This is a genomic window from Streptomyces mutabilis, from assembly GCF_046628145.1.
Classification (GTDB): domain Bacteria; phylum Actinomycetota; class Actinomycetes; order Streptomycetales; family Streptomycetaceae; genus Streptomyces; species Streptomyces mutabilis.
Genome location: NZ_CP176874.1, coordinates 3,090,240 through 3,110,710 on the forward strand (window position 1 = coordinate 3,090,240; position 20,471 = coordinate 3,110,710).

The 20,471-nt window shown below is 71.9% G+C and carries 12 protein-coding genes; 5 read left to right on the forward strand and 7 right to left on the reverse strand.

Annotated features, from left to right (window positions below; translation table 11 throughout):
• Positions 1-148 precede the first annotated feature (148 nt).
• Both ACLIN4_RS13730 and ACLIN4_RS13735 read right to left on the reverse strand, forming a co-directional pair.
• On the reverse strand, positions 149-1,042 hold the full coding sequence (locus ACLIN4_RS13730; protein WP_289903022.1) for a sigma-70 family RNA polymerase sigma factor: 894 nt from the start codon (positions 1,040-1,042) through the stop codon (positions 149-151).
• Between the two features lie 103 nt (positions 1,043-1,145).
• The gene (locus ACLIN4_RS13735) at positions 1,146-1,772 is read right to left on the reverse strand and encodes a TetR/AcrR family transcriptional regulator (protein ID WP_107478253.1); all 627 of its coding nucleotides are present in this window, start codon (positions 1,770-1,772) and stop codon (positions 1,146-1,148) included.
• A gap of 168 nt (positions 1,773-1,940) precedes the next feature.
• On the opposite strand from ACLIN4_RS13735, the gene ACLIN4_RS13740 reads away from it, so the two are divergent.
• From ACLIN4_RS13740 to ACLIN4_RS13755, 4 genes are all read left to right on the forward strand, one after another.
• Positions 1,941-2,879 (forward strand): ABC transporter permease, encoded by a 939-nt coding sequence (locus ACLIN4_RS13740; protein ID WP_289903021.1) that lies wholly within the window; start codon positions 1,941-1,943, stop codon positions 2,877-2,879.
• Positions 2,872-3,741, forward strand: coding sequence for an ABC transporter ATP-binding protein (locus ACLIN4_RS13745; protein ID WP_290014483.1), 870 nt, complete (start codon positions 2,872-2,874; stop codon positions 3,739-3,741). Before ACLIN4_RS13740 ends, ACLIN4_RS13745 begins: the two co-directional genes overlap by 8 nt.
• A gap of 133 nt (positions 3,742-3,874) precedes the next feature.
• Positions 3,875-6,082 carry a CDP-glycerol glycerophosphotransferase family protein gene (locus ACLIN4_RS13750; RefSeq protein WP_411575826.1) on the forward strand — a complete coding sequence of 736 codons (2,208 nt, stop codon included), beginning with the start codon at positions 3,875-3,877 and terminating at the stop codon, positions 6,080-6,082.
• The gene (locus ACLIN4_RS13755) at positions 6,079-7,764 is read left to right on the forward strand and encodes a glycosyltransferase family 2 protein (RefSeq protein WP_411575827.1); all 1,686 of its coding nucleotides are present in this window, start codon (positions 6,079-6,081) and stop codon (positions 7,762-7,764) included. The genes ACLIN4_RS13750 and ACLIN4_RS13755 overlap by 4 nt, the downstream gene beginning before the upstream one ends.
• A 200-nt stretch (positions 7,765-7,964) precedes the next feature.
• On the opposite strand, the gene ACLIN4_RS13760 is transcribed toward ACLIN4_RS13755, so the two are convergent.
• The 4 genes from ACLIN4_RS13760 to ACLIN4_RS13775 form a co-directional block, all read right to left on the reverse strand.
• Positions 7,965-9,410 (reverse strand): hypothetical protein, encoded by a 1,446-nt coding sequence (locus ACLIN4_RS13760; RefSeq protein WP_307652725.1) that lies wholly within the window; start codon positions 9,408-9,410, stop codon positions 7,965-7,967.
• Positions 9,411-9,523: 113 nt separating this feature from the next.
• A complete protein-coding gene (locus tag ACLIN4_RS13765) occupies positions 9,524-14,464 on the reverse strand; it encodes an NAD-glutamate dehydrogenase (RefSeq protein ID WP_107480102.1) in 4,941 nt (1,646 codons plus the stop codon).
• A 529-nt stretch (positions 14,465-14,993) separates the two neighbouring features.
• Complete coding sequence (locus ACLIN4_RS13770; protein WP_100046929.1) at positions 14,994-15,668, reverse strand: HAD family hydrolase; 675 nt, start codon at positions 15,666-15,668, stop codon at positions 14,994-14,996.
• 179 nt (positions 15,669-15,847) lie between these two features.
• Positions 15,848-16,363, reverse strand: a complete 516-nt coding sequence (locus tag ACLIN4_RS13775) for a DUF6912 family protein (protein WP_100046928.1) — start codon at positions 16,361-16,363, stop codon at positions 15,848-15,850.
• 321 nt (positions 16,364-16,684) lie between these two features.
• Between ACLIN4_RS13775 and ACLIN4_RS13780 the strand changes: the two genes are divergently transcribed.
• On the forward strand, positions 16,685-17,413 hold the full coding sequence (locus ACLIN4_RS13780) for an Rv3235 family protein (protein WP_411575828.1): 729 nt from the start codon (positions 16,685-16,687) through the stop codon (positions 17,411-17,413).
• Between the two features lie 198 nt (positions 17,414-17,611).
• On the opposite strand, the gene secA is transcribed toward ACLIN4_RS13780, so the two are convergent.
• Complete coding sequence (secA, locus tag ACLIN4_RS13785) at positions 17,612-20,458, reverse strand: preprotein translocase subunit SecA (RefSeq protein WP_107478896.1); 2,847 nt, start codon at positions 20,456-20,458, stop codon at positions 17,612-17,614.
• Positions 20,459-20,471: the final 13 nt, after the last annotated feature.

Here is a 20,471-nt window from a genome sequence, read left to right on the forward strand (position 1 = left end):
GTTCACAGCACTGACGTCGCGGGCGGGCCGAAGGTGACCGGCTGGACCGGATCCCTTTCCGGCCCTGGTCGGAAGCCGTGGCGCCGCGCACACGTCGGCCCCCTCCCGAGGACCCGGAGTCGTCGGAAGGGGGCCGGCAGCGGGAGGGTCAGTCCTCGACGGACGCGAGGTCGAGCCCGGCCAGGCGTTCGGGGTCGGACAGGATGTCGATGGCGGCGATCCTGCCGTCGGCGACGGTGAAGCTCATGATGGAGAACAACTGCCCGTCGATGGTGTTGACCAGTCCGGCCAGGCCGTTGACCAGCACGGGGCGCGTGGTGGCGGCGGTGGCCATCCGCCGGAAGGTCTCCAGTTGCCCGGCCACGGCGGCGGCACCAGTGATCGTCCGCAGGCCCCCGGTGAGCACCCCGCCGTCCGCGCGCAGCACCACGTCCGGGTCCAGGAGGGCCAGCAGCCCGTCGAAGTCGCCGCCGCGCGCGGCGGTCAGGAAGGCGTCCACCACCCGGCGCCGGCCGGACCGGTCCGGGTCCGGGGGCGGCGTCGCTCCGCGGACCTTCAGCCGGGCCCGGCTGGCCAGCTTCTTCGCGGTCCCGGGCGTGCGGTCGACGATCGGCGCGATCTCCTCGAACGACAGCCCGAACATGTCGTGCAGCACGAACGCCAGCCGCTCCGCCGGGCTGAGCGACTCCAGCACCACCAGCAGCGCCAGCCCGACCGAGTCGGCGATCAGCGCCTGCTGCTCGGGGTCGGCCCCGTCCTCCCGGCCGATCACCGGGTCGGGCAACCGGTGCTCCAGCGGCTCCTCGCCCCGTCGCTTGCGGGTCCGGAGCATGTCCAGACAGACGCGGCCGACCACGGTGGTCAGCCAGCCTCCGAGATTGTCGATCCGGCGGTCGTCGGATCCGGACAACCGCAACCACGTCTCCTGGATCGCGTCCTCCGCCTCGGTCAGGGAACCGAGCATGCGGTACGCGACCGCCTTGAGGTGAGGTCGGTGCTCCTCGAAGCGCACGGCCAGGGTCTCAGGTGGGTTCACGGTCACGGCCCTTTCCACAGACGGCATTGCCTCCATGACGTACCGCGCCCCCCGAAGGTGACCGCACCGGCTTCACCGAGAGCGGGGGCCGTTGGCGGCCCGGCCTCCCTCAGAGCGCCTTCAGCCCCTCCGCCGTCGCCCGCGCCAGCGCTCCCAGGTACCCCTTCGGCAGCTTCGGGCTGCGGATGACCACCGAACGCCAGTACAGCGGGCCCGAGATCAGATCGAGGGCGAGGTCGGTGTCGACGGCCGGGCCCAGCTCTCCGCGTTCCGCCGCCGCCGCGAGGATCTTGCTCGCGACACCGTCCTGCCCCTCCCTGAGGGTCTTCCGCATGGCCTCGGCGATGTCGGGATTGCGGGCCGCCTCGGCCTGGAGGTCGGGGATGATCTGCGAGGCCACCGGGTGGCGCAGGGCCCGGGACGTCACCTCGTACAGCAGCCGCAGGTCGCCCTCCAGGGACCCGGTGTCCGGCACGGGCAGACCCTGCACGGCGAGCGCGGAGACGATGTCGAGGACCAGGTGCAGCTTGGAGCGCCAGCGCCGGTAGACGGCCGTCTTGCCGACCCCCGCGCGGCGCGCGATGCCCTCGATGGACATCCGCGCGTAGCCGACCGCCGCCAGTTCCTCGAAGACCGCCGCCCGGATGGCCTCCGTCACGTCCTCGCGGAGCACCGCCGCCCCGGCGGGTGCCCGGCGGCGCGGGCGCGGCTGCGGCTCGTCGGCGTTGGTCGTCATGCGAGCCAAGCATAGGGGCGTCACGACGAAACGGTTGCGTTCCGACGCGGCGACGCCCTACGCTCACGTTACGACGATACGGTCCCGTCCCGACGTAATGAACGTGCTCCGACACGCAGGTGAACGCCGGGCGTCGCCACCCCCCTCCCCCGAGCGAAAGCAGCGGATGTGAGCCAGGTCCTCCACACACCGCCTCCGGAACCGGCCCCGGCCTCCCCGGCCGCCCCCGCCGGCGAACACGACCTCGCGGCCCTCGCCGCCCGCCACGGTCTGACGGTCAGCGGCGCGCGCCCCTCCCTGCCCGAGTACGTTCGACAGCTGTGGGCGCGCCGGCACTTCATCACCGCCTTCGCCACCGCCAAGCTCACCGCCCAGTACAGCCAGGCCAAGCTGGGCCAGGTCTGGCAGGTGATGACGCCCCTGCTCAACGCGGCGGTGTACTACTTCATCTTCGGCGTGCTGATGAACACCAGCCGGGGCGTGGAGGACTTCGTCCCGTTCCTGGTCACCGGCGTGTTCGTGTGGACCTTCACGCAGAGCTCGATCATGGCGGGCACCAAGGCCATCTCCGGCAACCTCGGCCTCGTGCGCGCCCTGCACTTCCCGCGGGCCGCGCTGCCGGTCAGCTTCTGCCTCCAGCAGCTCCAGCAGCTGCTGTTCTCGATGGCCGCCCTCGTCGTCATCCTGCTCGCCTTCGGCGTGCCGCCCGCCCCGTCCTGGGTGCTGGCGGTGCCGGCGCTGGTGCTGCAGTTCCTGTTCAACGCGGGCGTGTCGCTGTTCATGGCCCGGGTGGGCTCCAAGATCCCCGACGCGGCCCAGCTGATGCCGTTCCTGCTGCGCACCTGGATGTACGCCTCCGGCGTCATGTTCAGCATCGACCACATGACCGGCCCGGACAGCGGCCTGCCCTCCTGGGTCGGCACCGTGCTCCAGCTCAACCCCGCCGTCGTCTACATCGACCTGATGCGCTTCGCCCTGATCGACACCTTCGACGCGAGCCACCTGCCGCCCCACGTGTGGGCGCTCGCGCTGGGCTGGGCACTGGTCGCCGGCATCGGCGGTTTCATCTACTTCTGGAAGGCCGAGGAGACGTACGGTCGTGGCTGACACCCCCGCTGACAACACCCCCGCCGGCACCCCCGCCGGCGCCCCCGCCGAGCGCGTCCCCACCGTGATCGCCGACGGCGTCGACATCGTCTACCGGGTCAACGGCACCGGCGCCGGCCGGGGCTCCGCGACCGCCGCCCTCAACCGCATCGTGCGCCGGAAGAAGGCCGAGAAGGCGGCGGGCGTACGCCGGGTGCACGCCGTGCGGAACGTGTCCTTCGTGGCGTACCGGGGCGAGGCCATCGGCCTGATCGGCACCAACGGCTCAGGCAAGTCGACGCTGCTCAAGGCCGTCGCCGGCCTGCTCCCCGTCGAGAGCGGCCACATCTACACCGACGGCCAGCCCTCCCTCCTCGGCGTCAACGCGGCCCTGATGAACGACCTCACCGGCGAGCGCAACGTGCACCTCGGCGGCCTGGCGATGGGCATGTCCCGGGCGCAGATCAAGGAGCGGTACCAGGAGATCGTCGACTTCTCCGGGATCAACGACAAGGGCGACTTCATCACCCTGCCGATGCGCACGTACTCCTCCGGCATGGCGGCCCGGCTGCGCTTCTCCATCGCCGCTGCCAAGGACCACGACGTCCTCCTCGTCGACGAGGCCCTGGCCACCGGCGACCGCTCCTTCCAGAAGCGGTCCGAGGAACGCATCCGGGAGCTGCGCAAGCACGCCGGCACGGTGTTCCTGGTCAGCCACAGCAACAAGTCGATCCGCGACACCTGCGACCGGGTGCTGTGGCTGGAGCGCGGCGAGCTGCGCATGGACGGACCGACGGACGCGGTCCTGAAGGAGTACGAGAAGTTCACCGGCGGCCCGGACCGGGCGGCCAAGCCCGCCCCGAAGGCGAAGACGGCCGCCTGACCACCTGCGGGGCGCCGCGTCCTTCCCCCGGGAGGCGCACCTGCGGTTAACCCTTTTGCCCGATTAGTGCCACTATGGCCGAACGACCGAACAGGAGTGTGCCGGGAGCGACGACGGCGAAGGAGTCCCCGCGATGTCCGAGACCCCCGACCTCAGCGTCATCGTCCACGGTGCCAACGTCCAGGACCACCTGCCCGCCCTCCTCGACACCCTCGACGCCCACCCCCTCACCGGCGTCGAGGTGATCGTCGCCGCCGTCGGGGACTGGGCGCGGGAGGCCGCCGAGCGGCACACCCCCGCGTTCACCGTGCTCCCCCTCCCGGACGGGGCGGGCGACGCCGCGGCCCGCGCGGCGGGGGCGGCACGCGCGGCGGGCCGGTGGCTGCACTTCGTCCACGCCAAGGACCACGTGCCCGCCGGCGCCCCGCGCATGATCGCCGAGCACACCGCGGACCTCCCCGACACGGTGGACGTCCTGCTCTTCGACCACGTCCGCAGCACCTGGCGGACCTCCGGCCTGCCCTCTCCCGACGGCCCCCGCCTCGCCCGCGCGGGCCGGGACGCCCTCGCCCTCGACGACCACGCGGCGCTGCTCTCGGTGACCGGGCTGCTCGGCAACCGCGCCGTGCGCGCCGGATTCTGGCGGGCGAACGAACGGCTCCTCACCACCGACGACGAGCCGTTCGCCGCGCACACCGCCCTGCTGCTCGCCGACCGCGTCGCCTGCCTGCCCCACCCCGCGTACGAGGACCGGCGACTGCGTGCCGAGAGCCTGCCACCGGTCACGCCCGACCGGCACTACGCCCTGATCGAGCGCTACGAGCGGCTCCTCGACGTCGCCGCCGGCCGGCCCGCCGTCCACGCCGTCCTGTACGACCTGATGGTCCGCGACTGTCTGCGCGCCCACGCCCGTGCCGGGATGCCGGACGACGTCGCACGGGAGTTCTTCCACCGGGCGTCCCTGGCCGCCCGGCACCACCGCCCCGAGGGCCACCGGCGCCGCACCGGCCTGGAAGGCGTACGCCGGTCGCTGCTGGAGGAGGACGCCCGCACCCGGTACCGGGCGCTCCAGGTCGCCAACCGCACGCGCCGCCGGGCGCGGTCGGCGGCGCGCACCGCCCGGCACCGGGCCGGGACACGGCTGCGCGCCCTCCAGTACCGCCGGGCGCTCGCCGAGCCGGTCGACCAGCACCTCGCCGTCTTCTCGGCGTACTGGGCGCGCGGGGTGGCCTGCAGCCCGGCCGCGATAGCCGCCAAGCTCGCCGAACTCGCCCCGAGCGTGCACCCGGTGTGGGTGGTCACGGCGGCGAACGCGGCCCTGCTGCCGCCCGGCACCGACCACGTCGTCCCCGGCACCCGCCGCTACTGGGAGGTGCTGGCCCGCGCCAAGTACCTCGTCAACAACGTCAACTTCCCGGACGCGGTGGTCAAACGCCCCGGCACCGTCCACCTCCAGACCCACCACGGCACCCCGCTCAAGCGCATGGGCCTGGATCAGATGCCGTACCCCGCCGCCGCCCGGGGCCTCGACTTCCAGGCGCTGCTGGAGCGGGTGGACCGGTGGGACTTCAGCGTCAGCGCCAACAGCCACTCCACACGCATGTGGCAGCGGGCGTACCCGTCCCGGCACGTCTCCCTCGACCACGGCTATCCGCGCAACGACGTCTTCTACACGGCCGGCGCCCCCGAGGTCCGCGCGGTCCGCGAACGCCTCGGCATCGCGCCCGGCCGGCGGGCGGTCCTGTACGCGCCCACCCACCGCGACTACGAGGCCGGCTGGACGCCCCGCCTGGACCTGGCCGCGCTCGCCGACCGGCTCGGGCAGGACACGGTCCTGCTGGTACGCGCCCACTACTTCTACGAGAACGCCACCTCGCCCCTGACGGGCCTGCGCCGCACCGGCCGGATCATCGACGTCTCCTCCTACGACCCCGTCGAGGACCTGTGCCTGGCCGCCGACGCGCTGGTCACCGACTACTCGTCGATCATGTTCGACTACGCCAACCTGGACCGCCCGATCGTCATCCACGCCGACGACTGGGAGACCTACCGCACCACCCGCGGCGTCTACTTCGACCTGATGGCCGAGGCCCCGGGCCCGGTCGCCCGCGACCAGGCCGAACTGACGGAGATCCTCACAACCGACGCCTGGCGCGACGCCCGCGCGGCGAAGGCGCGGGCCGCCTTCCGCCGCCGGTTCTGCGAGTACGACGACGGCCGCGCCGCCGAACGCGTCGTGCGCCGGGTCTTCCTCGGCGAGGACGAGCGGACGCTGCCTCCCGTCCTGCCGATCGAGGAGCGCACCCCGGCCCCGAGCCCCGAGGAGGCGACGGCGTCATGAGCACCACTCAGCCGACGGACACCCCCGACGTCACCGTCACGGTCATCGTCTACAACGACGCCGAACGCCTCCCCCGCGCGGTGGCGTCCGTGCTGCGCCAGACCCACGCGGACATCGAGGTCGTCATCAGCGACGACCACTCGACGGACGCCACCGAGGAGGTGGCCCGCGAGCTGGCGGCCCGCGATCCCCGCGTCGTGTACCTGCGGCTGCCCGAGAACAGCGGCGGGTGCAGCGCCCCGCGCAACCGTGCCCTGGAGATCGCCCGTGCCCCGTACCTGATGTTCCTGGACAGCGACGACGAACTGCCCGAGCGCGCCGTCGAGGTGCTGCTCGCCGCCCACCGCGAGCGCGACCTGGACTTCGCCATGGGCGCGGTGCACCGGATACGCGTGGACGGCGGACGCCGTACGACCTGGATGCCGCACCTGGTCGCCGAACGCCGCACGCTCGACGGGATCGAGGCCGACCCGCGCCTGTTCTTCGAGCACCTGTCGACCAGCAAGATGTACGCCCGCGCCTTCCTCGACCGCCACGACCTGCGCTTCCCCGAGGGCATCCACTACGAGGACCAGCTCTTCTCGGCGCAGGCGTACTGCCTGGCCAAGACGTTCACCGTCGTCCCCGAGCCGGTCTACCGCTGGTACGTCGCCCCGTACGCCGCCTCCGAGACGGCCTCCATCTCCAACCAGCGGCACAAGCTGACCAACGTCCGCGACCGCGTCCACGTGCAGCGCCTCATCGACGCGTTCCTGGCCGAGAGCGGGCACGAGTCGCTGCGGGAGGACAAGGACTTCAAGTTCCTCAAGCACGACTTCCGGATGTACGCCGGTGACCTCCCGTACCGGGACGAGACGTGGCTCGCGTCCTTCGCGGACATCATGGTCCCGTACCTCGACACGCTCGCCCCGGGCGCCTACGCGCGCCTGCCCCGCGCCGAGCGGGTGGTGCTCCAGCTGGTCCGCGACGGCCGCCTGTCCGACGTACGGATCGCGGCCCGGGGCCTCGGCCACGACGTGGCCCCGCGCCGGATCACGCCGGACGCGACCGACGGCCGCACCTACTGGGGCGAGGAGGTCCCGCGCTCGGAACAGGCCCGCCGCGAACTGGACCTGACGGAGCTGGACCTGGACACCCGCCCGTTCTTCGGCGCCCAGCTGCGCCACGAGATCACGGAGATCACACGCGGTCCCGGCGCCTCGGTCGACCTGGCCGTCCGCACCTACGACCCGGCCCTCCGCCTCCCGGTCGGCCACCGACGCGCCGTGCTCCACCTCTCCCCGGGCCGTCGACGCCTCACGGTCCCGTTCCGCCTCTCGCCCGTCCGCCCCGGCGTCTTCGAGGGACGCGTCCGCCTGGACCTGGCATCGGCCCGCCTCCCCCTCCAGGGCTTCGAGGGCGTCCGCCACCCCGTGCTCCGGCTCCGCCACCAGGGCCAGACCCACACGGGTCTCCTCCTGGCCCCGCTCGCCTTCACGCCTCTCACCGCCCGGATCCCTTACCGCTCGGGCGCCCTGCCCCACCGGGTCACGGTGGAACCGGAGGGCCACAACCCGGGCCGGCTGAAGATCCGCTGGCAGCCGGTGGACCACACGGCGTCCGTCATCCGCCCTGCCCTCCGCCGCCTGGCCACACCCCGCGTGAAGCGCGCGGCCCGCCTCGCGGCAAGCGTCCTGCGCTGACGCCGGGCCCAACCCGCCACAGGTGCCACAGCCACCCCAGCACGCCGCAGCCACCCGCAACTGCCACAGCCACCACAGACCACCGCAGCCACCGCAGCCACCGCAGCTGCGGGCAGTCGTGCCGCTGGGGCGGCACGGGTGGGCGCAGCGGCACCCCGCAACGCCGGGCTGCGACACCCCTCGGCCCACCCCCACGCCGCTCACCCCACCACCGCGTACAGCACCTCCCCACCGGGCCCCCGCGCCACCACCGCCAACCCCTCGACCCCCCGAAGCCCGTCCCCCCGGTCCACCACCCACCGCACCCCGTACTCCCGCACGATCCCCCGCCGCACACTCCCCACCACCCCCTCCGAGAAGTACTCCCGCACCGCACCCACCCGCTCCCCCTCGTCCCGCAGGAAGAAGTCGGGATACCCGGGAGCCACGGTGTACGCCCCGTACGCCGGAATCTGCCGCGAGGGCAGCTCCCTCGCCATGACCACGTCCCCGTACCCCACCCACGGCGTGATCCAGTGGTACCCCGTCCAAGGCTCCCGGTACTTCGCCTCGACCACCCCCGGCAGCAGCCCCCGGTCCACCACGTACCCGAGCGCCCCCGCCTGCCCCCACGCCCCCACCACCAGCGCCGCGCCCAGCACGCACGCCCACACCGTCCGCACCGCCTGCCGCCCGGCCCCCACCACCTCCAGCGCCACCGCGAGCTGCGCCGGGATCAGCGCGGCGGGCAGCGCCCTCCCCCACGACCAGTGCCCGCTCACGCCACCCGCCACGAACACCACCGCGCCCAGCGCGAAGAACAGCACCAGTACGTCCCGCCGGTCACGCCACCAGCGCACCCCCAGCGCCGCCACGCCCACCAGCACCAGCCAGTACCGCCCGGCCAGGTCCCGGTACAGCGACCGGTGCACCGCGTTCATCCCGTCCCCCGCGCCGAGCAGCGCGAAGAAGTCGTAGTAGGGCCAGGCCCACAGCACCGCCACTCCCAGCACCAGGCCCGCGCCCAGCCACCGCCACGCCACCCGCTCCGCCCGGGAGCCGAACACGACGGCCAGCGCGCCCAGCGAGGCGACCACCCCGGAGAACTGGTGGACGAGCAGGATCACCGCCCACAGCGCCCCGCACCCGAGCCAGACCCACCGGCCGGCCGACCGGGCCGGCCACGCCCACAGGTGGAAGGCGAGACCGAGCGCGAGCACGCTCGGATAGGCCACCGTCAGCGCGAGGGAGTGGAAACCGAGGAAGCCGCTCCAGCTGAACTCGTCCGTGCCCCACAACAGCACCAGGCACAGCAGCGCCAGCGGCGGCGCCGCCCGGTGCCCGCTCAGTGTGCGGACGTACCGCCACACCCCCGTCACCAGCACCCCGACGGCCACCAGCGCCCCGATCCGCAGCACGACGAAGACGGACCACCCCGTCGCCGCGGCCACGCAGCCGAGCAGCACCGTCCACGGCGAGTAGTACGGACTCGGCGTGTCCGCGTCGACCAGCGGGTTGCCGGGGTCGGTCAGGCTGTGCCGCAGCCGTTCGACGGTGGCGGCGTGGATGCCGAGGTCACCGGCCCAGGGCAGCCGGACGACGGCCAGGAGCAGCAGCAGGAGGAGGACGAGCGCGGCGACGCGTGTCGTCCAGAGACGCCCAGTCACGCGGTCACCCTATACGGGGCATTCCGCCTAGATCGGGCATAAAGGCGCCCCGGGTCGCAGGACCCGGGGCGCCTCGCACAACCGTGCGACTACGGCGTCACGCCGTCACTCCGTCACGAATGCGTACGCAGCAGCGTCCGCATCGTCCGCATGGCCACCGACAGGTTGGAGAGGTCGAACGTCTCCGAGTTGTGAATCTCCTCCAGCGTGGTGCGGGCCCGGCCGAGGATCGCCGCGTTCTTCTGCTCCCACGCCTTGAACCGCTGCTCCGGCGTCGACGTGCCGTTGCCGGCCGCCAGCACGTCGGCGGTGAGCGCCGCGTGCGCCGCGTACAGGTCCTCGCGGATCGCCGCGCGGGCCATGGACTGCCAGCGGTCGGTGCGCGGCAGGGCGCTGATGCGGTCCATCAGCTGGGTGACGCCGAGCCGGTCGGCGAGGTCGTAGTACACCTCGGCGACGTCCAGCGGCTCCTTGCCCGTGCGGTCGGCCACCGACACGATGTCCAGCGTCGGGAAGGCCGAGGAGAACCCGGCCACCCGCGTGGCCGGCTCGTCGGGGACACCGGCCGCGGTCAGCTCGTCGTAGATGTGCTGGTACCACTCCGCGTCCGCGCCGCGCAGCAGCTTGGGCAGCTGCGACCAGACCTGCTCGACGCGCTCGGCGAAGAAGTCCACCGTCTCGGCGAGCTCCAGCGGCTGCGGCCGGTTGTTGAGCAGCCAGCGCGTGCCGCGCTCGACCAGGCGCCGCGAGTGCAGGCGGATACGGGTCTGCACGGCGGCCTCGACCTTGGTGTCCAGGGCCTCCACCGCGTCCCACACCGGGGAGGAGCGGAAGATCGCCCGGGCCGCGGTCTGCGCCCGCACGATCTCCTCCAGCGACGCGCCGGTCTCCTCGCGCATCCGGTGCAGGTACGTCGTACCGCCGGTGTTGACCGTGTCGTTGACCAGGACGGTCGTCGTGATCTCGCGGCGCAGCGGGTGGCCGTCGATCCGGTCGAGGAACTGCTCGCGCAGCGCCGTCGGGAAGTAGGCGTGCAGCAGGCCCTTGAGGTACGGGTCGTCGGGCAGCGAGGTGTGCAGCAGCTCCTCGGCGACCGTGATCTTCGTGTACGCCAGCAGCACGGCCGTCTCCGGGCCGGTCAGGCCCTGGCCCGCGCCGAGGCGTTCACGGATCTGGCGGTCGGTGGGCAGGAACTCCAGGGCCCGGTCGAGGCTGCCCTCCCGCACCAGGTGGCGCATGAAGCGCTGCTGGGCGTGGAGCATGTCGTTGGACTGGGCGAGCGCGTTGGCGATCGCCGTGTTCTGCGCGTAGTTGTTGCGCAGGACCAGGGCGCCGACCTCGTCGGTCATCTGGGCCAGCAGCTTGTTGCGCTGCTTGACGGTCATGTCGCCGTCCTTGACCAGACCGTTGAGCAGGATCTTGATGTTCACCTCGTGGTCGGAGGTGTCCACGCCCGCGCTGTTGTCGATGGCGTCCGTGTTGATCTTGCCGCCGGTGCGGGCGAACTCGATGCGGCCCAGCTGGGTCAGGCCCAGGTTGCCGCCCTCGCCCACGACCTGGACGCGCAGGTCCTTGCCGTCGACGCGGATGGCGTCGTTGGCCTTGTCGCCGACGTCGCCGTTGGACTCGGTGGACGCCTTGACGTACGTACCGATGCCGCCGTTCCACAGCAGGTCCACCGGGGAGGTGAGGATCGCCTTCATCAGCTCGGCCGGGGTCATCTTGGTGATGCCGGGCTCGATGCCGAGGGCCTCGCGCATGTGGGCGTTGACCGGGATCGACTTGGCCGTGCGCGGGAAGACGCCGCCGCCCGCTGAGATCAGGCCCGCGTCGTAGTCCTCCCACGAGGAGCGCGGCAGCTCGAACAGGCGGCGCCGCTCGGCGTACGAGGTGGCCGAGTCGGGGTTCGGGTCGACGAAGATGTGCCGGTGGTCGAAGGCGGCGACCAGGCGGATGTGCTCGGACAGCAGCATGCCGTTGCCGAACACGTCGCCGGACATGTCGCCGATGCCGACGACGGTGAAGTCCTGGGTCTGGGTGTCCACGCCCAGCTCCCGGAAGTGCCGCTTGACGGACTCCCAGGCACCGCGGGCGGTGATGCCCATGCCCTTGTGGTCGTAACCCGCCGAGCCGCCGGAGGCGAAGGCGTCGCCGAGCCAGAAGTTGTAGGACTCGGCGACCTCGTTGGCGATGTCCGAGAACTTCGCCGTGCCCTTGTCGGCGGCGACGACGAGGTACGTGTCGTCCTCGTCGTGCCGGACGACGTCGGCCGGGGGCACGACCTCGCCGGCCACCATGTTGTCGGTGATGTCGAGCAGCGCCGAGATGAAGGTCCGGTAGCTGGCGATGCCCTCGGCCATCCAGGCGTCGCGGTCCACGCTCGGGTCGGGCAGCTGCTTGGCGACGAAGCCGCCCTTGGCGCCGACCGGCACGATGACGGTGTTCTTCACCATCTGTGCCTTGACCAGGCCGAGGATCTCGGTGCGGAAGTCCTCCCGGCGGTCCGACCAGCGCAGACCACCGCGTGCGACCTTGCCGAAGCGCAGGTGGACGCCCTCGACGCGCGGCGAGTACACCCAGATCTCGAACGCCGGACGCGGCGCGGGCAGGTCGGGGATGGCCTGCGGGTCGAACTTCATGGAGACGTAGTCGTGCGGCTTGCCGCCCGCCGCCTTCTGGAAGAAGTTCGTCCGCAGCGTCGCCTTGATGACGGTGAGGAAGGAACGCAGGATGCGGTCCTCGTCGAGACTGGCGACCTGGTCGAGGGCCGCGTCGACCTCTTCGAGCAGGGCGTCGACGATCTCGCGTCCGGCGCGCTGGCGCTCCGGGGCCATCCGCGCCTCGAACAGGGAGACCAGCAGGCGCGTGGTGTGGACGTTGTTGCGGAGGGTGTCCTCCATGTAGTCCTGGCTGAACGTCGAGCCGGCCTGCCGCAGGTACTTGGCGTACGCGCGCAGCACCATGGCCTGCCGCCAGGTCAGCCCGGCGCTGAGGACCAGGGCGTTGAAGCCGTCGTTCTCCGCCTGCCCGTTCCAGGTGGCGGCGAAGGCCTCCTGGAAGCGCTCGCGGGCGTCGTCACCGAGGTAGTCGGCGCCGCCGGCCACCGACTTCGGCATGCGCAGGCCGAAGTCGTAGATCCAGGCCGTGGTGCGGTCCGCGCAGCGCAGGTCGTACGGCCGCTCGTCGGTGACCTCGACGCCGAGCCGGCTGAGCACCGGCAGCACGGCGGACAGGGAGACGGTGCCGCCCTTCTGGTAGATCTTGAACCGGCGCTCCTCGGGCGCGGCGCCGACCGGCTCGTACAGGCTCAGCGCGAACGTGCGCTCCTCGTCGAGCCGCTCCAGGTGACCGAGGTCGGCGACCGCGGAGCGCGGGCCGTGGTCGGCCTTGTAGCCCTCCGGGAAGGCGCTGCCGTAGCGGCGCAGCAGCTCCGCCGCGTGCTCCTCGCCGAACTCGGCGGTCAGCGCCTCGGCGAACCCGTCGGCCCAGGAGCGGGCGGCCTCGACCAGGCGGGCCTCGACGCGCTCCTTGTCGGCGTCGGACAGGTGCGGCAGCTCGGTGCCCTGCGGGACGCGGACAACGAAGTGCAGCCGGGACAGGATCGACTCGGTGTTCCAGGCCGTGAAGTCGACGCTGGTGCCGCCGAGCTCCTCCTTGAGGATGTCGATGATCCGCAGCCGGACACCGGTGGTGTAGCGGTCGCGGGGGAGGTAGACGAGGGCCGAGTAGTAGCGCCCGTACTCGTCCTGGCGCAGGTAGAGGCGCAGGCGGCGCCGCTCCTGGAGGTAGAGCACGGAGGTGACGATGGACTGCAGCTCGTCGGGTGGCGTCTGGAACAGCTCGTCGCGCGGGTAGGTCTCCAGGATCTGGAGCAGGTCCCGGCCGTCGTGGCTGTGGGGCGAGAACCCGGCCCGCTCCAGCACCTCCTCCACCTTGCGCCGGATCACCGGCACGCGGCGGACGGACTCGGTGTACGCGGCGGAGGAGAAGAGCCCGAGGAAGCGGCGCTCGCCGACGACGTTGCCGTCCGCGTCGAACTTCTTGACGCCGATGTAGTCCAGGTACGACGGCCGGTGCACGGTCGCCCGGCTGTTGGCCTTGGTCAGCACCAGCAGCCGGTGCTCGCGGGCCTTGGCCCGGGCGTCGGCCGGCAGGCGCTCGAAGGAGGGGCTGACCGGGTGGCTCTCGTCGCTCGCGTGGTGCGGGTCGGAGCGCAGGATGCCGAGGCCGGTGCCGGCCACCGCGGCCAGGGAGTCGTCGCCGCGCAGCTCGTACTCGCGGTAGCCGAGGAAGGTGAAGTGGTCGTCGGCCAGCCAGCGCAGCAGCTCGCGGGCCTCCTCCAGCTCCCGCGGGGGCAGGTCGCCGGGAGTCGGCTCGTCCGGCAGCCCCTCGGCGATGCGGACGGCCGCGTCGCGCATCTTGCCCCAGTCCTCGACGGTCTCGCGGACGTCGTTGAGGACGCGCAGCAGGTCGGCGGTGATCTGCTTCAGGTCGCCGCGGTCGGTCTCGCGGTCGATCTCGACGTGGATCCAGGACTCGACGTGCGCGTCGTGCGGCAGGTCGGCGGAGGGGCCGCCGGTGAGCACCTCGACGAGCTTGCCGGTGACGTCGCGGCGCACCACGATCTGCGGGTGGACCACGACGTGGATGCCGCGGCCCTGCCGGGTCAGCTCGTTGGTCACGGAGTCGACGAGGAAGGGCATGTCGTCGGTGACCACCTCGACCACGGAGTGGCTGCACGTCCAGCCGTTCTCCTCGACGGTCGGGGTGTGCACCCGCACGTTCGCCGTGCCCTGCGGGCGGTTCTCGGCCAGCCGGTAGTGCGAGACGGCGGCTCCGAAGACGTCGACCGGGTCGCGGTCGGTCAGGTCCTCCGGGGCGGTGTGCCGGTAGTAGCGCCCAAGGAACGCGAACACGGATGCCTGGTCCGGGGTGCCCGGCGTGCCCTCGTCCGTCGTCCCAGTCGGTAGGTGCCCCCCGACCGGGCTGTTCTCAGCTACCCGCGCAGCCCTTTCGAGCAGCTCGGCCTTGGCTTCGTCCAGCTTGGTCTGCATTGTCCTCTGGCTCCTGTCGCGCGCCGTTGCGTGACGTAGAAGGAAGTACGGTCTCCTGCCTTCCGGCACGTCCTCGGGACACGGGGTGTCCGGTCCGTTCAGACGCTATGCCGCAAGGTGAGAGGAGCGGGGGCATATCAGCCAATGTCGCCACGTTCACCAGGTGTGACGTCGCTCTCGTCGTCACCGTCCGGGGAGTGCGCGGCGTCGTACCGGGGGCTGTGCGTGCCCCGTCCCGCCCGCGAGGATCAGCGACCGCCGCCCGGACACGGATGTCGTCCGTGCGTACCGGGCGCAGGGCGGAGGCACCGGTGCCCCCGCGAGCTATCGCGCTGATCACGCCACAAGGCTATCGCTCCCCGCGGGGCTCTCGTCACGACCCGTATGTGTACAAAACCGGGACCGAAACTTTGACGTTCTGCACAGAGACACCGCACCCGTGCCACACCCGCCCAGCTGTGGGCCCCACACCCACGCCGGTCAGCGCACGACCGACGGCGTCCCCGGCCCCGATGAGCCGGCGGCAGCCTCACGCCGCCAACCGCTCCGCCTCAGCCACGGCCTCCCCCAACGTGTCCACCACCGGCACCCCGACCCCCTCCAGACTCGCCCGACTGTGCGACCCCCCGGTGTAGAGCACCGCCCGCGCCCCCACGTGCCCCGCGGCCACCGCGTCGTCCGCGGCGTCCCCGATCACCACCGTGCGCGCCGGATCGATCCCGGCCGACCCGGCCAGCGCCGCGATGTGCCGCACCATGTGCTCGGCCTTGCTGCCCCCGGAGGGCCCGGTCCGCCCGTCGACGCGTATGAAGTGGGACTCGATCCCGAAGCCCTTGACCAGCGGCACCAGCTCGTCATGCCCGTACATGCTCAGGATCGACTGGCTGCGCCCCGCCGACCGCCAGCCCGCGAGCAGCTCCGCCGCGCCCTCGGCGAGCCCGCACCGCACCCGGTGCTCGACGTAGTGGCGATGGAAGGTCGCGTCCATGACCTCCCACTCGGCGTCGCTGGGCAGCCGCCCCATCAGCCGCTCGTAGAACTTCGGCACCGGCACGCAGTACAGCGCCCGGTACTGCTCCAGCGTGATCGGCGCCAGCCCCAGCTCGGCGAACGCCGCGTTCGTCGCCCCGATGATCGCGTCGTTGTCGTGGAAAAGCGTCCCGTTCCAGTCCCAGACGATGTGCGCCCCTGTCTGCATCCCCATGCTCGAAAACGTACCCGCCGCCACTGACAATCAAGGCGGGGCCGCTCGCCGAGGGCGACGCCACCCGGTGCTCGGCCTGCGGGAGGGGTGTGGGGCTGCCGGGTGTCGGCAGCCCAGTGCCGGCCGCCGGAGTGCCGGCCGCCCGGGTGCCCGCCGCCGCAGTATCAGTCGCCGCAGTGTCAGTCGCCGGCCTCGACCAGGCTCGCGATCTCCTGCGTCGCGTACCACAGCAGCTCGTGGTCCTCCGCCCCGTCCACGACGAACTGGGCGTCGTCGTCCCCGCCGTCCGCCGCCGCGAGGGCCCCCGCCGCCGCGGCCACGTCCGCCTCGGCGTCGGCGGAGTCGACGTGCACCGAGGCCGCCTTGGCCAGCGGCAGGGGCCCCGCCAACCGCACCTCGCCCAGCGCGGACGGATCGAGCCCGCGGTCCGGGTCGACGGTGGCCGCCCCGTCGGGCACGTCGGCAGCGACCACGACCCGGCGCCGGGGCGCCCCGGAGTCCGCCGCCACCAGCCGCAGCGAGGCGAGCGCGGCCCGGTTCAGAGCCGCGTACTCCAGCTCCTCGATGTCGTCCGAGAGGTACCACTCGCGCAGCGCCGGAGTGACGGCGTGGGCGACGAGCGGCCCGGTCCCCAGCTGTCCCGTCCTGCGGGCCTCGGCGAGACCGGAGAGGGTCAGGGGAACGTAGACGCGCATGGGGCTGCCGCTTTCGTGGTCGGGGGAACTCCGCCGGGTGCCCGGGAGAGCCCAGGAGAGCCTTCAGGATACGTGCGGGTGTCCCCTTTCGAGTCCCCACCCATGACGCCGGAAGCGTCCACTCCCCGCCCGGAACTCACCCGGTGCGCCCGCGCCGCTCCGGGCTTCCCGGGGCCCCGATCACCCGGATAGGTGAACCTGCCCGGCCCCTCGCCCCGGCCGCGTTCCTCCTTGCCGCGCCACCCCGCCAACCCGTACAAGATCCTCAACCGCAAGTTACTGCCCGGTATCCACCCCGGGCCGTCGAAACGGGGAGCCCCCATGCGCAAGGTCATGACCAGGACCCAGTCCCGCCCGCCCCGCCTCACGCCGGCGACCGCCGTCGCGCCGACTCCGACGACACCCGCCTCCACGGACTCCGCGTCGCGGGTCCCCGGCGCCGCACCGCCCCGCAGGCCCGGCGGCGGCACCGTACGGTCCACCGCACCCGGCGGGCGGCCGCCGGGCTCCCCGGGCCGGTCCCCGCGGGCCCGCACGAGGCCGGCGGACAACCGCCCGCCCGCGACCGGGCCGGGCCGCACCCCCAGGACGGGACCGCGCACGACCGCCGGCGCCGCCGTACCGGGCCCCGCCGCCCCTCCCGTACGACGGGTAGCCGCGACCGCGCCGGGGCCCCTCGTGCCCGCTCAGACTCCGCGCCGACCCGTACCGCAGCTCCGCCCCACCGACTGCTTCGCCGAGCTCCTCCTCAACGTGCTCAGCGGCCGCCGCCCCGTCCACTCGATGCTCCGCCACACCGCCGGGCGCGCCTACGACGAGCTGGCCCACCTCGCCGAACGCGGGCCCCTGCGCACGCGCGGCACCCTCCCCGTCGTCCGTGACATCGGCTACTTCGAGCCCCGGCCGGGTGCTCTGGAGGTCTTCGCCCGCATCGGCGCCGGAGACCAGCTGCGCGCGATGGCCTTCCGCCTGGAACAGGGCCGGGACCTGCGCTGGCGCTGCACCGCGGTGGAACTGGGCGGTCCCCGCAGGCCGCACACGGACGACTGAGACCAGCCACCGGAAGCCCGGAGCCAGGGTCCCGGACAAGGTGCCCGGATAGAGCCCCTTCCCGGCCGAAACAGGCCCGGTACGGCCTCTCCAGGCCCGAAACAGACCCGTGACGGCCCCGTCCAGGCCGAAGGGCCGGACACCACCCGGTGGTATCCGGCCCGTCCCACCGCCACGGCGCCCGCGGGCGCCGCACGGTCACTTCTTGCGGCGGCGTCCGCCCTTGGCCTGCTTGCGGCGCTCCGCGCGCGTGAGGCCGTCGGACGAGGTCCGCGCGGGCTCCTCGTCGGTGGTGAAGTCGCCCTCGACGACCCCGCCCTCACCGTCCACGGTCGGCGCGGAGAAGTGCATGTTCCGGCGCTGTGGGGCGTCGAGGCCCTTGGCGCGGATCTCCGGGCGGGCGCCCGCCTGGGCCGGGACGGTGTCCTGCGCGCCCTTCTCCAGCGACGGCGCCGCGTCCTCGACCGGGACCTCCTCGACCTGCTGCTCGACCTGGACCTCCAGGTTGAACAGGTAGCCGACGGACTCCTCCTTGATGCCGTCCATCATGGCCTGGAACATGTCGAAGCCCTCGCGCTGGTACTCGACCAGCGGGTCCTTCTGCGCCATCGCCCGCAGGCCGATGCCCTCCTGGAGGTAGTCCATCTCGTAGAGGTGCTCGCGCCACTTGCGGTCCAGGACGGAGAGCACGACCCGGCGCTCCAGCTCACGCATGATCTCGGAGCCGAGCTGCTTCTCGCGCGCCTCGTACTGCTCGAGGATGTCGTCCTTGATGGACTCCTCGATGTAGTCGGCGGTCAGTCCGGCCCGGTCGCCGGCGGCCTCCTCCAGCTCCTCGACGGTGATCTTCACCGGGTAGAGCTGCTTGAAGGCGCCCCACAGGCGGTCGAGGTCCCAGTCCTCGGGGAAGCCCTCGGCGGTCTCGGCGCGGACGTACGCCTCGATCGTGTCGTTCATGAAGTGCTGGATCTGCTCCTGCAGGTCCTCGCCCTCCAGGACGCGGCGCCGCTCGCCGTAGATGACCTCGCGCTGCCGGTTGAGGACCTCGTCGTACTTCAGGACGTTCTTGCGGGTCTCGAAGTTCTGCGTCTCGACCTGGGACTGGGCCGACGCGATCGCGCGCGTGACCATCTTGTTCTCGATCGGCACGTCGTCCGGGACGTTGGCCATCGACATCACGCGCTCGACCATCTGGGCCTTGAACAGCCGCATCAGGTCGTCGCCGAGGGAGAGGTAGAAGCGGGACTCGCCGGGGTCGCCCTGACGGCCGGAGCGGCCGCGCAGCTGGTTGTCGATGCGGCGCGACTCGTGCCGCTCGGTGCCCAGGACGTAGAGGCCGCCGAGCTTCTCGACCTCCTCCTTCTCGGCCTTGACCGCCTGCTCGGCCCGCTCCAGGGCGGCGGGCAGGGCCGCGGCCCACTCCTCGATGTGCTCCTCGGGGTCGAGGCCGCGCTGGCGCAGCTCCGCCTCGGCGAGGTCCTCGGGGTTGCCGCCGAGCTTGATGTCCGTACCGCGGCCGGCCATGTTGGTGGCCACCGTGACCGAGCCCTTGCGGCCGGCCTGGGCGACGATCGTCGCCTCCCGGTCGTGCTGCTTCGCGTTGAGCACCTCGTGCTGGACGCCGCGCTTGCTGAGCTGCTGCGAGAGGTACTCGGACTTCTCGACCGAGGTGGTGCCGACGAGGATCGGCTGGCCCTTGCGGTGCTTCTCCTCGATGTCGTCGACGACCGCCTCGAACTTCGCGACCTCGGTGCGGTAGATCAGGTCCGACTGGTCCTTGCGGATCATCGGCCGGTTGGTCGGGATGGGCACCACGCCGAGCTTGTAGATCTGGTGGAACTCGGCGGCCTCGGTCATCGCCGTACCGGTCATGCCGGACAGGCCGGGCAGTTCCTTGCCGTTGTGGTCGTGGCGCTTGTAGAGGCGGAAGAAGTTCTGGAGGGTGATCGTGGCGAGCGTCTGGTTCTCGTCCTTGATGTCCACCCCTTCCTTCGCCTCGATCGCCTGGTGCATGCCCTCGTTGTAGCGGCGGCCGGCGAGGATACGGCCGGTGTGCTCGTCGACGATCATGACCTCGCCGTCGATGACGACGTAGTCCTTGTCCTTCTTGAACAGTTCCTTGGCCTTGATGGCGTTGTTCAGGTAGCCGACCAGCGGGGTGTTCACCGACTCGTAGAGGTTGTCGATGCCCAGCCAGTCCTCGACCTTGGCGACCCCGGACTCGTGGATGGCGACGGTGCGCTTCTTCTCGTCGACCTCGTAGTCGCCGGTCTCCTCGATGCCCTTGAGGGTGTTGCCGGCCTCGCCCTTCTTCAGCCGCGTGACCAGCTTGGCGAAGTCGCCGTACCACTTGGTGGCCTGGTCGGCCGGGCCGGAGATGATCAGCGGCGTACGGGCCTCGTCGACCAGGATGGAGTCGACCTCGTCGACGATGGCGAAGTTGTGGCCGCGCTGGACGAGTTCGTCCTTGGACCAGGCCATGTTGTCGCGCAGGTAGTCGAAGCCGAACTCGTTGTTCGTGCCGTAGGTGATGTCACAGCCGTACATCTCGCGGCGCTGGGCCGGTGTCTGGTTGGCGAGGATGCAGCCGACGTTCAGCCCGAGGAACTTGTGGACACGGCCCATCATCTCGGAGTCGCGCTCGGCCAGGTAGTCGTTGACCGTGACGATGTGCACGCCCTCGCCGGACAGGGCGTTGAGGTAGGCGGGCAGCGTGCCGACGAGGGTCTTGCCCTCACCGGTCTTCATCTCGGCGACGTACCCCATGTGCAGGGCGGCGCCGCCCATGATCTGCACGTCGTAGTGGCGCTGGCCGAGGACGCGCTTGGCGGCCTCGCGTACGGTGGCGAAGGCTTCCGGCAGCAGGTCGTCCAGGCTCTCACCATCGGCGTAGCGCTGCTTGTACTCATCGGTGAGGGCCCGCAGCTCGGCGTCGGAGAGGTCGACGAAGTCCTCTTCGATGGAGTTGACCTGGTCCGCGATGCGGTGCAGCTTGCGCAGGATCTTGCCTTCGCCTGCACGCATGATCTTCGAGAGGACGGACACGGGGGTTGGTCTC